Here is a 13,946-nt window from a genome sequence, read left to right as displayed (position 1 = left end):
ATAGTGGGTTAAAATGTGAAACGAAACTTAACCCACTGTTTTTTGTTTAAATTCCTTATTGTGTGCCTTTAAGAGATGACAAAAAAGTTATAACTTCCAGTCTATTTTCTGTATCTTTTTTTCTTGAAGTGTTTTTGCAAATTCTAATGCTGTCATATCGTAGTCGTTACCAACCAAGCGAATGTTAGCACCGTTATTAACTAAAAATTTGACGGTTTTAATGTCGTTAGACAATATAGCACTATAGAGGGGGCTGATATCTTTTGATAAAAGGTGGTTAATGCCATTAACATCAAGACCTTTTGAGATTAATATCTTTGCTATTTTATATTTATGCGGATGATTTACATTTAAAACGAAATCAAGTCCTGGGCCTCCACTTAAAAAATCAACATCCTCTTTAGTCATGCGATAGTTAACCATATAATATTCACAAAATTCATTTGGAATAATAGACTCTCTTTCAGTTAAGCTACATATAATAAGGTCTGCGATGTCCATCTTCTGTATTGTATAAAACATGGAGCCAAAAAAAGTTAATACAATTAAAGAGCTCGCACCTAGCAGTGATAGTGTTTTTTTAGTCATGATTATACCCATAATTTAGCGGAAGCATGCTTGGGCACTTGATATGCAACAAAAGCTCCAGCTCTATTAGTCTCATTTTTAACTAAATAAAGTTGCAATTCAGATTTGAACGCCAATGCAATTCTATCTCTTATAAAATCAAAAATTTTAACTTTTTGTAGGTCATGAACCGATGCATGTTTGAACCAGTGGTTTGCTGCTTTTTTGGCAAACGTTTTAATAATAGCCATTGCTCCTTTTGTTGGGTTAGCCGTACTTTCAAATATAGCTTTAACATAACCAACTGAATATGACGCATCAATTGCTTCAACCAATAATCCTTGTGCGAAACCTTTTAAGCGATCATTTATTGGAAGAGAATCAATTAATTTATGATCTGCTGGCTTAAAAATAAACTTTAAAACTACTCTTGTTTCTTTTTCATCGAAAAGTAACTCATCCTTACTAAATTTTCGCAATTGTTTAAAACTCATAGTATTTCCTTATAATTAGTAGGTAAAAAATTAATGGTGCTACATTAAACAGACGCATAACGCCGCATTAGCACTACGTATCCAGCATATCCCAATCTTCGCCAAGTACCCAGCGTAATGCAGATACTTTTCCATTTAACATTGCCCACTCAAAGTCATCACACCCAGGATTTTCTTTACCAAATTTTGTTTCTACTTTCTTTGCAGAAGCTAGAGCACCTTTCCAGATTTCAGGATCAACTGAGTGATACTGCTCAGATTTAAGGATATGAGCAGATATTCTTTCCGCTGCTTTCTGACCTTTTGTCCAATTTAGTAAACGAAACTAAGTTTCGCCACTTTCTAACGATCTTCTATTACTCAACGGTGACTCCAATGAAAGTAGTGCTAACAGCTTTATCAGAGGACACTTTCCCCATTTTAGTGCGAAAACGTCCTTATTTTGTGAATTTGCATTAATAGCAAATAGCTTAAGTTATTGCCAGCTACAAATATTATAATTTCTGTAGCTTATATAAACACGTAAAAAAGAGGAAAGTTTTCTCTTATTCTTACTAAGTTAATGTCGACTCATTTGAATGACAGGTTCTCGCTGTGAGCTCAGCTGGCTAATATGCCCGCCTAGGTAATCAAATTAATGTGCAATATAAAAATTAAATACGTTTCAGGGGTTAAGTAAATTACTAATTTTTAAATGTACTGTCATAACAATAATAATTTTCTTGAACAGCTTAAAACTTAAAACTTAAAACTTAAAACTTAATGCTTAATACTTAATGCTTAATACTTAATACTTAATACTTAATACTTAATACTTAATACTTAATACTTAATACTTAACGTAATTTTTAATCGCTAGGGTAGGCGTATTTATTATTGAAATAATAAGCCGAAGGTAAACATAAAAACGTTACTATAAAGTAGATTTATATAAAGCTGAACCGCTGTTTCTGAAAATTCAAACAATGGCACTGACAAGTGCGCCAGCGTCTGTAATACCTGCATCTTTCATGGCTTGGCTAATCATTTGCACCAGCGCAATTACCTGAGATTGTGTTGATGAAACGATGTTTGCTTGTGCTTCAATTTGTGCTTGTATTGCTTCGTCTTCTTGGTCCGATTGAGCTTGTAATTGAGTGAGTTGTTCTTTTTGTTCTTCAAGCAGCTGTTTGAGCTCTTTAAGTTGCTCTATCATTTTTGCAATATATTCAGGCATTTCTGAATTTGTGGTTTTTTCAACGTTTTGCTCAGCCTCTTTTCCCGAGAGTTTATTACGCTCTCTGTCTGATAATTGATAATCAGCGTTGTCCTTATTTTTAGTTGTTTCTTTTGTTTGTTGTGCAACATTTATTTTTTCTGCTGCAATTTTAACGTCAAAGGCTAAGTGTTTATTTAGCTGTATCACGGTTTATTATCCATAATGTTATTCGTTACTAATTTAACTATCGGCAGGAATGCTAAAGTACTAAAGCGATAAATACAAAAAAGCGTTGCCTTTGAGCAACGCTTTTATTTTATCTTGTTTAGCCTTTAGCCTTTAGCCTTTAGCCTTTAGCCTTTAGCCTTTATTCAGCAGCTAAATAATCCAATACCACTTGATGGTGATCTTTGGTTTTAAATTTATCAAACAAGTGTTTAATTTTACCGTCTTGACCGACTAAGAAAGTGAGGCGGTGAATACCATCATATTCTTTGCCCATAAACTTTTTGTATCCCCACACGCCAAATGCCTCAGCAATGGCATGATCTTCGTCAGAAAGTAGGTCAAAGTTAAGCTCTTTTTTAGTTTCAAAGTTTTTAAGGCGTTTAATTGGATCTGGGCTTATACCAACCACGTGAGTGTTGAATTTAGCAAGCTCGGCTTGTTGGTCACGCAGGTTCTCGGCTTGTACGGTACAGCCTGGCGTTGACGCTTTAGGGTAAAAGTATACCAATACTTGTTTTTCTTTTAATAACTCGCTGAGCACGACGGTTTCGTCATTTTGGTTTTGTAAGCTAAAAGCCGGTGCTGTGTCGCCACTTTGTAATGGGGTAATTTTGTTCATGCTAAACTCCTTAGCGAATACGTCGAAAGATGTAATCTACGTTTAAAACGTGCGAAAGGTTTTCAAAACTAATTTTAAATTGGTCAATGTCAACGTCAACGGGAATATTAAATTCAAGTTCACAGCGCATTTTAAGTTCAGTATCTTCTTCGTAAGTATCTGACTTTAATGAGCAAATATTAATATTACTATCTGCAAAAAAGCGCGTTACTTTACTCAAAGTGCCAGGGGTGTCTATGCCAGTATATTCTAGGGTGTAACCTGCACAAAACTCGCTTTGATTATGGCTTGAAGTGCGTTTCATCATAGTAAGCAGGCCAAGTTCCATACCTTTGGTAGGCAGGGTATGCTCAATACGGCTAATGGCTGACATATCACCGCTAAGTAGCATAATAAAAGTAAGTTCGTTGCCTAAAATAGCAATGCGGCTATCTATAATATTACAGTGGCAATCACTGACGAGTTGCGTAAGCTCACTAACGATACCCGATCTATCTTCGCCAATTGCGGTTAAAACAATTTGATGATTTGAAAATGCAGTCATGGGTTTTAAAGTACCTAAGTTACTTGGATGATAACAACCGACTTGGCAACAAAAAATAAACACGTAGCGTTGCACGGCGGCAAAGTTTAACACAAAACCCGCGTTAAACTACAGCGACGGTTAATTTTAGGCGGTTAATAGTGCAGTGTTTCTTGTTTTTACAAGCTTGTGAAAGTACCATAGCAAAAATGTGTCTATTTGTAGCCTAGTCTGTCGGTCATCTTGTTGGCTTAATGCAGTTAGATAAGCAAATTATAAATGTAAAGTTAATATTGATTTTACACTGAACCAAATCGGTATTACCCACTCATATATTTGTTAAAACAATTAAGGGTATGCTAAGGAGAATTATCTGTGCAGTATTGGATCCCAAAAGCACTAGCAGTAAGTGTATTGGTAAGTTTGTCAGGGTGTAGTGTATTTACAAGTGATGCCCATAATGAGCGTAATTACCGCGCCCATGAGCCGGTTAAAGCACCTGCTTCGTTATCACAACCCGCTCAAGATCCTGTTTATAAGATGGATGTGGGTCAATATGATAATAATCCGGAGGCAACAAACTATCGTCCGCCGGCGCAAGTATTAACGGTTGCTAAAGGCAGTTGGGTTGAGGAAGCAGATAAACAAGCACGTATTTATTTTGATAAAAATGATGGCATTGACGATTTAGATGTATTCATTTGGGACTCGATTCAAGCAGTGCTTGCTGACAACAACATTAGTGCGACACAACAAAACAAAATGCAAGGAACACTTGAAACAGATTGGTACGCTATTGTTAAGCCAGAGGAAAGCTGGTTATGGGGCGATGATGAAAGTGTTGATTTAGAACGTTTTAAATTTACTATTGAAGAAAAAGAGCATCAACGTACGGCGTCTTTAACTGCTGAGCTTATTGATTTTAAAGGCGATAAGCCTTTGACTGATTTATTAAAGCAGCAGCTAGAAGTACGAGCACTTAACCAAGTAGTAAGTGAGTTTGATTACCGCTATCGTCAACTTGAAGTTGATATGCGTAAGCGTAAAGGGGTAATTTCATTAGAGCTTGGGTTTGATAACAAAGGCAATGCAGCACTTGTTACTGAGCAAGCCTACGATACAGTATTCGATCGCTTTTCTGGATTCTTAGAGCGCTTATCTTTCACCATTGTTGAAATAAACCAAGAGACAGGTTTAATTACAGCAGATTACGCCAAAGTAGAAAGTAGCGTATGGGATTCTATTTGGGGCGATGAACCAACAGAATTACCAATTGATGAAGGCCAATACCAAATTTTGGTTAGCAAAACCAAGCAAGGTGGCACCAGTCTTACGTGGATGGATGACAAAGGCGAAACGCTTGAACCAGGTACAATGAATGGTTTACAGCAAGCATTAGAAGCGGCGTTAATTAAGCGCGGTATTAAAATTTAATAATTATAAATACTTACCACAAAAAGAGCACTTAGCTCTTTTTGTGGTTTTTACAGGTTGAAAATATGTCTCAGTTAGATTCATCACGCCCAGCATCCGTTCAAAAAAGTTATGATTTGAAAGTATGGTTGGTTTTTTTAATTCCTTCTTTAATCGGCGTTTTTTTGTTCATGACGCCAGTACCGTCTGGCGAAATAATGACCATACCTATCGCGGTAATGGCCAAGGCAATCCAAGCCTCATTCAGTGAGATAGCACTAGGGCTAATAGCTACCATTATTTGTATTACTGGTGTAATGTCGCTGGTGCTTAGTGTCTTTAAACCGAAAAGCTTAACCAAATTTCGCTTATTAAATCATTTGTTTAATGTGAGTTGGATTTGGTTAGTAACACGGTTATTTGGTATGGCGTTTGTGCTTTTAACTTATTTTCAAGTGGGGCCGCATGCTATTACCTCAGAAAATACTGGCTTGCTAGTATTAAAAGATTTATTACCTGTGCTGTTTTCGGTATTTATTTTAGCGGGCTTATTACTGCCGTTATTACTTAATTTTGGTTTACTTGAGCTGGTGGGTACCTTGCTTACTAAAGTGATGCGTCCATTATTTGGTGTACCAGGGCGCAGTGCAGTTAACTGCGTTGCTTCGTGGTTAGGTGATGGTAGTGTGGGTATTTTGATGACTGCGCGTCAGTACGAAGATAAATATTACACTCAACGTGAAGCTGCGATTATTGGTACCACTTTCTCAGCTGTATCAATTACCTTTTGTTTGGTTGTTATTGGCCAAGTAAAGCTTGAATACTTATTTGCACCTTTTTACCTAACTGTGTGTTTAGCGGGTGTAGTGGCTGCGATAATTGTTCCGCGTTTACCACCACTGCGTTTTAAAAAGGACGTGTTTATCGATGGTGAACAACCTGATGGCAACGCCGAGCTAGTACCTGAAGGCAAAACATTATTTAAGCACTCTCTTGATGTTGCATTGACTAAAGCAGAAAAAGCGCCAGGCTTGAAGGGCACCTTAGAAGAAGGTATACACAATGCATTTGATATGGTGTTTGCAGTATTACCAGTAGTCATGGCTGTGGGTACATTTGCACTCATTATTGCTGAATATACCCCGATATTTCAGTATTTAGGTATGCCGTTTATTCCGTTCTTGGAGCTTTTACAAGTACCAGAAGCTGAAATGGCGGCACAAACTATTATGGTCGGTTTTGCAGATATGTTTATTCCTTCTATTTTAGCTGCAGGTTCAATTGAAAGTGATGTAACACGTTTTATTATTGCAGCCATGAGTGTAACGCAACTTATTTATATGTCTGAAGTGGGCGCACTTTTATTAGGAAGTAAAATACCAGTTAATATTTTTGAGTTGTTTGTTATTTTCATTCTCAGAACATTAGTTACATTGCCTGTTATTGCCTTAATGGCACACTGGTTAGTTGGCTAGAGTAAAAATTTAAACGAAAAAAGCCCTGATTATTTAGGGCTTTTTTATGTCTTTTTTATGTCTTGTCCTGAAATGTGTTTACACATTTAGGACTTATTTTATGAAAACCACTAAAACTAAAGACGTTAAGCGTACTCAACGAGATTATACATTAGGCTTTAAATTATCCATTGTTGAGCAAGTAGAAAAAGGCGACTTCACATATAAACAGGCGCAAAGTCATTACGGTATTCAAGGTCGTAGCACCGTTCTGGTATGGCTGCGAAAACATGGTAAATTAGATTGGTCTAAACCAACTTATATAGCCAACATGCCTAAATCAAAAGAAACCCCAGCACAAAAAATTAAACGTTTAGAGCGCGAGGTAGAGGAGTTACGCCTAAAGGATTTAATCAAAGATGAAATGATTAATATTATGGATGAAGAATATGGAGCGGGTTTGCGAAAAAAGTACATATCCGAGCTATCACGCGCGCAAAAGAAAACCAGCAAGTAAAGCTTACTCCTTTATGCCGTGCATATGGCATAACGCGACAAGGTTACTATCAAGCTATGCGCAGAATAGATTCTCGGAATAAAGCGTTGAAGCCAGTCAAAGAGTTAGTGATGTATTGGCGGCAATTCATGCCTCGTATTGGTGGGAAGAAACTTTATCTGATGATAAAGCCAGAGCTGCAAGAGCGTGACATTAAACTAGGCCGAGATTGTTTTTTTGACTATTTGAGAGAGCATGACTTGCTTGTAAAACCAAAGAAAAATTACACTAAAACAACAAATAGTAATCATTGGATGCACAAGCATCCCAATTTACTAAAAGAATACAAACCTACTGCGGCCGAGGAAGTCTTCGTTAGTGATATTACATACGTAAAGTCATCGCAAGGCGTGCATTACCTGTCGTTAGTCACTGATGCTTATAGTCGAAAAATAATGGGTTATGAGCTCAGTGATGAAATGAAGGCAACTGATGTAGTCAAAGCGTTAGAGATGACGATTAAGCAGCGGGTGTATAAACGTGATGCTATTCATCATTCAGATAGAGGTTTACAATATTGCTCTGAAGTATATCAAGGTATGCTATTAAAGGAGGGAATTAGGCCATCTATGACCGATGGATATGACTGTTATCAAAACGCATTAGCTGAGCGTATTAACGGGATATTAAAACAAGAGTTTCTACTGTATAAATGTCGTAATATGGCAGAGTTAAAAGAGCTCGTTGAAGAATCGATATTTATATACAATGAAATGCGACCGCACTTAAGTTTGAATATGAAAACACCAAATCAAGTGCATAAAAAAGACCTGGCGCTTTCGCACCAAGTCTTTCATTAAAACCGTCAACCTATTTCAGGACGGGACATTATGAGTAATAGAGGGAGAGGCTTTAAACTCGCTTTTTGCACTTAAACGCAGCAATGCTAAATTACCGATAACAATAGCCAGTACAATCGAGATAACGAGTACGATTTGCCAAATTTGCATGTTGTTGACCTTATTGTTTTTTAAGCAGTAATTATGACCGCTTTCAATATAAGCCGCAACATTTTGAGTGTTTATTACGGGTGTTTAAAACCGTTGTGCTACCGACAATGTTAAAAAGTTTATGCCTGGATTAGGTGCTTTAAATCCTGCGTTTGAATAGTGAATAATACGCAGTGCTACGTTGGTTTCTCCAAAATCGGCCACTAGGCCTATTCTATCTTCAAACTGATAGTGAGTACTTAGGTTTTTACCTGCAAAATGGTGCTCATCAAGTAGGGAAAAGCCAATACCAGCCTCCACATAGAATGGCGTATTGTATACGCTAAATGCCGGAAACTGCACAACTGGTGAAACAGCTAATACTAGGTTGGATTGTGACTGTTGATCATGGCGGTAATGCCATAGGTTGAGGCTGCTTTCAAGGTAAAAGCGGGCATCGCCAACAAGGTTTTGTGCACCCTTGGGATGATATTGATACGCAAGCTTTACCCCAGTCACATTACCTTCGCCTTTTAATAAGTCCACAGCGTAGCCATGGCTTGAGGATGCATAGGCTGCATTTGTTGGCAGTAAAAATAAACAAAAAACAATAATTGAAATCATCTCAAATGAGGTTTTCATAACGACCTACTGGTAGGTAAATTTAAATAGTAATTAAATGATAAGGGCGGTGAATTACTGTTTTCAATGAGGACAAAAATCCGCTTGTAGATGGCTTGTTAACTAAGGTTTTTAACTAATTGAATTTATTTAATTAATTTTATTGGTGCTAATTGGGCATTAATAAGTTGCTTATTTATGCCTTTTTTGTTGCCTGTTATTTGCGTAGATTACACTAAACTTAATTATTTAAACTATGCATTTATTATGAAACTTATAAAGCTTTTAGTGGTTATTGCTGTTTTTTTTAGTAGCGCACTCACTGCACAAACGCAGCCGTCACCTAAACAATTATTGCAAACTGTAGCCGAGTCATTATTTAACGATATTGGGCAGGTAAATGCGCAAGGTAATGCCAGCAAAGAAGCGATGTCATTAATTGTTGAGCAGCGTTTGATGCCACATATTGATATTAAGTTTGTGTCGTTTAAATTATTAGGTAAACATATTAAAGGCATTAACCGTGAACAAGGCGTTGCGTTTATAGATGCGGTAGAGCATTACTTAACGGGCACTTATGCTAGTGCATTAATGAAGTATACAGGGCAAGATGTACTATTTGAGCAAGACGCCGCTGCAAGCGACTCTAAATTTGCTACAGTTAAAACGCAAATTATTGAAGCTAATAAACCTACCATAGATTTACACTTTAAACTTCGCTTAGGAAACGATCAGCAATGGAAAGTATACGATATTGTTGCTGAGGGGATTTCATTACTTAGTGCTAAGCAAAAAGAGATCATTCAACGCATTTCTGATGTGGGTTTAGATCAAGTCACAGCAGAACTTCAGCAAAGTTAGTACCTTTGTAATTAAAAGCTCCAACCGTAAAAGCAGCTAATGGCGCATGTCGTTAGTTGCTTTTGTATTTTGGCCTATATTGCACGAGTTTACGCTAGCTTGGCAACCTAGCTGTGTTAGAATATCGGCTTCTTTGATTAAGCGTGGTGTCAGCTAAAAACTGTTATAACTGACCACTCACCCGAGCTACACTGGAGTTGTGTTGTTTTAATGGAAAATGTACTAATTTGGCCAAAGGAATACCCGTTACTGGTCAAAGGGCTGGTTGAACAAAACGGTGCCTTCATTTTAGATGCTTTAGAAGCTTGGCCTGCTTGTCGTTCTACTGAAGAAGATGATGGTGTTTGCACCACGGTTTTGCCCCCAATTTATTATTTAACCTGGTTAACCCCCCTAGAGCCGTTTGAAGAATGTTACTTTCAGCATATTTGTGAATATGATGAGGATGCACAAGTCTATATTGCAGCACTTAAAGAGCACTATTTTGCTAATGACTACAGCATAGAAAATATTGTGTTAATGCTGTGTCAGCGACTTGAAAAATACGCAAGTGTATCGGCACAAAATAATATTGAAACGCCGCTTTCATTGATTAGTCTATTTTTTAGTAAACGCTTTTTTACTCTAATAGAGCATGCGCTAGAACAGAGTGCCAAGTTGTCGGCAGCAGATACCCTATCTATTTGGCAAGAAGTCGATTTCAGAGAGCGCTTAAGTGCTTATATTCCTCAGTCGATTGCAGACATTGACTATTTGGCAGAGCTCACCAGTGAAAAGGTAGCTGCAGGCAAAGATTACTTTACTTTATTAACTCAGGTTTCGCCTGATGTTGATTCTATTGTGTTGTTAGAAAATGCTTTACTTGCCCATTTAAACAAGAAAAAAGCTAAGCAAACCATGGCGATGCGTTTTATTGAGCAGGGCGCTACAGGCGCTTTAACCGATGAAGATAACAAAACAGCATTTATGTGGGCAGCAGAAAAAGGCTATGTAAATGTAGTTGAAACACTCCTGCAGTACCAAGATAAAAAAGCCGTCGACAATAAAGGTAATACGGCGCTGCATTACGCAGTAATGAGTAAAAATGAATCGTTAATGATTTTACTGCTTAAAGCGGGGTATGACTTTAGAGCGCGTAATAACGATGGATTAAGTTGTTATCGTTTAGCGGTAAGTATCAAAGCCAGTAACTTAGTTAAGTGCCTTGAACGTGATTTTGGAATTAAAGAGTTATCACCTGAAGGGCAGTTAGAGCGAATTAAAAAGGTACATGTATTACACGCGGTTGTGGCGTTATTGCTACCGCTTCAGTTGTTTTTCTTTTTTGATGAAAACATCACTATAAAAAGTGAGCTTACTCTTTTTATGACCATGACAGCGGTGGTGTGTTTTTTCTTTGCCACAAATTTAAAGCGTTGTTCGTTGTACCCGCATATTAAACATCCTTGGGGATTGTTTTTATTAAGAGTGGTATCGGTTTTTAGCCTTATAGCCCAGCTAGGTTTAGCTTGTATAGTGGGGTTAGCTGCTTTAAGTGAGTTAGTTTAACCATTTATTTAATTACAAAAAAACGCGCTAATAAAGCGCGTTTTTTATGTTTTGAGCTGCTAGCTATGAGTTGTTTTTATCGTGTTCATGCGCTGCTTTTTCTTCAGCAAGTTCATCTTTAAGCTTGCGAATCTTAAGTCCAAGCTCTTGTCCCCTATGGCGTGCATAGTAAGTACAGCCAATAAACATAGAGGAGGCGAAAAGTAACTCTAGTAATACCCATACAAGCTCATCTTGAGCAACCCATAGCAATGTAAAGCCATGAATAAAATAAAACATAACGATAAAATTAGCCCACGCATAAGTGTAGGTTTTATCTTGTAGTATGCCTTTTAAAGGTAATAACAGTGGTAGTACATAGACTAAAAAAAGAAATGCGTTACTGTGGCCTTCTCTGGGGGCTAATACAAACATCCATAGTGGCATTAAAATAAGCAGGCCAAAATAACCAAATAAGGCTAGGCGCTGAAATTTTACGGTCACTGGCTTTTTAGCAGACTCGCTCTTTTGGGTCATTTAAGTTTACTCGCTACTTGCGTCAAGCGTTTGCCTACGCTTTGACATATTTTAATTTCATCTTTACTTAGGGTAGAGCTGTTGCTGCTGCCAGCAACGTGGGAAGCGCCGTAAGGTGTGCCTCCAGTTTCGGTGCCAAGAAGTTCTGGTACATCGTAAGGTACCCCCATTAACATCATCCCGTGATGCAATAACGGCAGTGACAAGTTAAGTAGGGTTGCTTCATTTCCCCCATGCATACTACTCGATGATGAAAACACACAGGCAGGCTTATCTATAAGTTGGCCTTTAAGCCACAGGTCACTGGTGGTTTCCCAAAATGTCTTTGCCTGAGCGGCCATCATGCCAAAGCGGGTAGGTGTACCAAATGCAAGCCCATCACAAGCAACTAAATCGTCTTTATTTATCACAATGTCGTGCGGGTTCTTAGCCACAAACGTGCGCAGCAAGGCGGTTGCGCCTTGTTGTTCTATCGATTCTGCAATTTCATGCGCCATGGCTTCTACAGAGCCATGGCTTGAGTGGTACAGCACCACAATGGTTGTGCTCATTATAGAACGCTTAATACGTTTTCAGGCGGGCGACCCAAGGCTGCTTTATTATTGCTAACAACAATGGGGCGTTCAATTAATTTTGGATGTTCGACCATGGCAGCAATTAGTGCAGACTCATCATTTTCATCTTTTAAATTAAGGGCTTTGTACTGCTCTTCTTTGGTCCGCATTAAATCTCGGGCAGAATTAAACCCAAGTTGAGAAACTAAGGTACTAATTTGCTCATGAGAAAGCGGTGTTTTTAAGTATTCAACAACACTCGGTTCAATGTTTTTACTTTGTAATAGGTTAAGTGTTTCGCGTGATTTTGAACAGCGCGGATTATGATAAATAGTAACTGACATAAAAATATATCCAAAGTATAAATTGTGGCTATTTTAGGTGAACTCGCCAAATACTTAAAGCCTTGCAAGCTCTTTTTGTAATAACCGATATTGTGTGAGTAACGCTTTTAAACGCTGTTGTTTCACATTTTCAGTTGGCTCAACAAAATTAAGTGCTTTTTGTATTTCGTCAGCCGCTTTTAAATATGCGCCATATTGCGACAACACATCGGCGTTTGCTTCGTGATACGCGGCTAATTTTTCTTGCTTTTTATAGGCATCGGTTAAAAGCTGCTTACCTAAACTATGATCTGGCTTCTCTAATAAAAATGACTTTAGTACATTTTCGGCTAACTCATATTGCTCAGCTTCCAACGCGGCGTTTGCAAAATTTAAAGTGATTACTTGGTTGTTTGGCCGATAGTTATTTAACTCACTTAAATAACTAACTGCTTCAGCAGCTTTTTTTTGTGCAATTAGCAAATCTGTTTTTGTATCAATATAAAATAAATTTTTAGGATCACTTGCCAATAGCTCATCTAGGATAGGCTGCGCTTCATCCGTTTTCTTTTGATCAACTAAGCTAATTGCTAAACCATACTGTAGTGCTACGTTGTTATAGGTATTTTCGCGCATTAACTTTCTAAATAAGGCCTCTGCATTTTCCGGCTCGTTATCGTAACGCGCTAATACACGGCTTTTAGCTAAATTAAAATCAAGGCTTGAACCTATTTGGCGTTTTGGATATTGCTCGGCACGCAAGCGTACATCCGACACGCGGCTTTCTGGCAGCGGGTGAGTGAGTAAAAACGCCGGGGGTTTATATTTATAACGAATTTGCGCTGCCAGTTTAGTTAAAAATTCACTAGAAGCTCTTGCATCAAATCCTGCATTGTTAAGAGTTTGCATGCCAATTCTGTCGGCTTCTTGTTCGGCAGAGCGGCTATGGGTGAGTTGGCTAAATGCCGACTGTGTTTGGCTGGCTGAAATAATTGCTATGCCTGCATCTGGGGCTACAACGGCTGCTAAAATACCGGCTATCATACCAGCAATGGTGAGACCGCTATTATCTTGTTGTTGCTGAATGCGCCGTGCCAGATGGCGCTGTGTTACGTGCGCGATTTCGTGACCAAGTACTGAAGCAAACTGACTCTCGTTATCGGCTTGAGCAATTAAGCCTGTGTGCACACCTACATGACCGCCATAAAATGCAAATGCATTAATTTCTGGGTTATTTAACCAAAAAAATGAAAAACCGAAGCGTACATCATTGGCGTTCGCAACTAATTTTCGGCCTAAGGTTGTTAGGTATTCATCAAGCACCGGATCGTTAATTAATGGTGAAGACCCTCTGATCTGCATCATCATCACTTCACCAATCGCTTTTTCTTTCTCCAGTGGTAATGCCTGCAGCGCAGACGTGCCTAAGTCGGGCAGTTGAAGATTTGTTTGTGCCTTTAACGGCTCACTCATTAGTAGGCTAAATGTAAGCACTGCACTGCATAAAGTGATAAAGGCGGATTTTAGTTGCATTATATTCCT

Annotated in this window: 16 protein-coding genes; 5 read left to right on the top strand and 11 right to left on the bottom strand. The window is 38.2% G+C overall.

All coding sequences use genetic code 11. The annotated features are described in order from the left end of the window. Positions 1-87 precede the first annotated feature (87 nt). The 5 genes from AB8618_RS09725 to AB8618_RS09705 form a co-directional block, all read right to left on the bottom strand. Complete coding sequence (locus AB8618_RS09725) at positions 88-588, bottom strand: ankyrin repeat domain-containing protein (RefSeq protein WP_409423406.1); 501 nt, start codon at positions 586-588, stop codon at positions 88-90. 2 nt (positions 589-590) lie between these two features. After that, positions 591-1,061, bottom strand: coding sequence for a hypothetical protein (locus AB8618_RS09720; RefSeq protein WP_409423405.1), 471 nt, complete (start codon positions 1,059-1,061; stop codon positions 591-593). Between the two features lie 958 nt (positions 1,062-2,019). After that, the gene (locus tag AB8618_RS09715; protein WP_409423404.1) at positions 2,020-2,466 is read right to left on the bottom strand and encodes a hypothetical protein; all 447 of its coding nucleotides are present in this window, start codon (positions 2,464-2,466) and stop codon (positions 2,020-2,022) included. 160 nt (positions 2,467-2,626) lie between these two features. Then, complete coding sequence (bcp, locus tag AB8618_RS09710; protein WP_024601114.1) at positions 2,627-3,106, bottom strand: thioredoxin-dependent thiol peroxidase; 480 nt, start codon at positions 3,104-3,106, stop codon at positions 2,627-2,629. A 10-nt stretch (positions 3,107-3,116) separates the two neighbouring features. Further along, the gene (locus AB8618_RS09705) at positions 3,117-3,650 is read right to left on the bottom strand and encodes a glycine cleavage system protein R (RefSeq protein ID WP_138607749.1); all 534 of its coding nucleotides are present in this window, start codon (positions 3,648-3,650) and stop codon (positions 3,117-3,119) included. 354 nt (positions 3,651-4,004) lie between these two features. On the opposite strand from AB8618_RS09705, the gene bamC reads away from it, so the two are divergent. From bamC to AB8618_RS09690, 3 genes are all read left to right on the top strand, one after another. Continuing rightward, positions 4,005-5,063, top strand: a complete 1,059-nt coding sequence (bamC, locus tag AB8618_RS09700) for an outer membrane protein assembly factor BamC (RefSeq protein ID WP_138607751.1) — start codon at positions 4,005-4,007, stop codon at positions 5,061-5,063. 65 nt (positions 5,064-5,128) lie between these two features. After that, positions 5,129-6,517, top strand: coding sequence for a YjiH family protein (locus AB8618_RS09695; RefSeq protein WP_413402474.1), 1,389 nt, complete (start codon positions 5,129-5,131; stop codon positions 6,515-6,517). A gap of 100 nt (positions 6,518-6,617) precedes the next feature. After that, positions 6,618-7,852, top strand: a protein-coding gene (locus tag AB8618_RS09690) for an IS3 family transposase (RefSeq protein WP_409423192.1) whose coding sequence is annotated in 2 segments (ribosomal slippage) — positions 6,618-6,969 and positions 6,969-7,852 — 1,236 coding nt in all. Because the reading frame shifts where the segments join, the coding sequence is not laid out codon by codon here. A gap of 15 nt (positions 7,853-7,867) precedes the next feature. Here AB8618_RS09690 and AB8618_RS09685 read toward each other — a convergent pair. Continuing rightward, a complete protein-coding gene (locus tag AB8618_RS09685; RefSeq protein ID WP_409423400.1) occupies positions 7,868-8,002 on the bottom strand; it encodes a DUF2897 family protein in 135 nt (44 codons plus the stop codon). Between the two features lie 84 nt (positions 8,003-8,086). After that, positions 8,087-8,623: an acyloxyacyl hydrolase gene (locus AB8618_RS09680; RefSeq protein WP_409423399.1), complete on the bottom strand. Its 537-nt coding sequence runs from the start codon at positions 8,621-8,623 to the stop codon at positions 8,087-8,089. Between the two features lie 246 nt (positions 8,624-8,869). Between AB8618_RS09680 and AB8618_RS09675 the strand changes: the two genes are divergently transcribed. After that, a complete protein-coding gene (locus AB8618_RS09675; protein ID WP_413402472.1) occupies positions 8,870-9,463 on the top strand; it encodes a phospholipid-binding protein MlaC in 594 nt (197 codons plus the stop codon). Between the two features lie 210 nt (positions 9,464-9,673). Beyond that, positions 9,674-11,011, top strand: a complete 1,338-nt coding sequence (locus tag AB8618_RS09670; protein WP_413402470.1) for an ankyrin repeat domain-containing protein — start codon at positions 9,674-9,676, stop codon at positions 11,009-11,011. A 63-nt stretch (positions 11,012-11,074) separates the two neighbouring features. Here AB8618_RS09670 and AB8618_RS09665 read toward each other — a convergent pair whose 3' ends face one another. The 4 genes from AB8618_RS09665 to AB8618_RS09650 are packed head-to-tail and all read right to left on the bottom strand — an operon-like array spanning position 11,075 to position 13,937. Next, complete coding sequence (locus AB8618_RS09665) at positions 11,075-11,527, bottom strand: DUF2069 domain-containing protein (protein ID WP_138607763.1); 453 nt, start codon at positions 11,525-11,527, stop codon at positions 11,075-11,077. Beyond that, a complete protein-coding gene (gene wrbA / locus AB8618_RS09660; RefSeq protein WP_131691238.1) occupies positions 11,524-12,078 on the bottom strand; it encodes an NAD(P)H:quinone oxidoreductase in 555 nt (184 codons plus the stop codon). The genes AB8618_RS09665 and wrbA overlap by 4 nt, the downstream gene beginning before the upstream one ends. Beyond that, positions 12,078-12,425, bottom strand: a complete 348-nt coding sequence (arsC, locus tag AB8618_RS09655) for an arsenate reductase (glutaredoxin) (protein WP_413402468.1) — start codon at positions 12,423-12,425, stop codon at positions 12,078-12,080. Before arsC ends, wrbA begins: the two co-directional genes overlap by 1 nt. Positions 12,426-12,479: 54 nt before the next feature. Further along, positions 12,480-13,937 carry a M48 family metalloprotease gene (locus AB8618_RS09650; RefSeq protein ID WP_413402466.1) on the bottom strand — a complete coding sequence of 486 codons (1,458 nt, stop codon included), beginning with the start codon at positions 13,935-13,937 and terminating at the stop codon, positions 12,480-12,482. Positions 13,938-13,946: the final 9 nt, after the last annotated feature.

Origin of the sequence: Pseudoalteromonas sp. RW-H-Ap-1 (assembly GCF_048318575.1) — a bacterium.
Classification (GTDB): domain Bacteria; phylum Pseudomonadota; class Gammaproteobacteria; order Enterobacterales; family Alteromonadaceae; genus Pseudoalteromonas.
The sequence above is the reverse complement of the archived record's forward strand: the minus strand, read 5'-3'. Positions and strand labels throughout refer to the sequence as shown.